Source organism: Bacillus sp. EKM420B (assembly GCF_011065565.1).
GTDB classification, from domain to species: domain Bacteria; phylum Bacillota; class Bacilli; order Bacillales; family Bacillaceae; genus Bacillus; species Bacillus velezensis.
The window spans coordinates 1-218 of record NZ_JAAMNX010000081.1; the positions used below are offsets into that span (position 1 = coordinate 1).

The 218-nt window shown below is 59.6% G+C and carries 1 protein-coding gene; it reads right to left on the minus strand.

Annotated features, from left to right (window positions below):
- Nucleotides 1-218 (minus strand): polyketide synthase dehydratase domain-containing protein (locus G9F48_RS19620; RefSeq protein ID WP_165410004.1); only part of this gene is annotated, 218 nt, incomplete at both ends.

The window sequence follows — 218 nt, forward strand, 5'->3', positions numbered from 1 at the left end:
TCTGAGAGCACGAGACCGATAGAAGCCTGAAGGGCGGCGTCCAGCATGCTCGGATGCAGGATGAACGGCTCCTTTTCCTCGCGGGCGGACGGCGGAAGAGTGAGCTTCGCGAGCACTTCTCCGCTTCCGGCATAGACGGCATCAAGCGCCTGATGAGACGGTCCGTAGGTGATGCCGAGACTGTCGAATGCTTCATAGCACTCAGCCTTTGACATGCG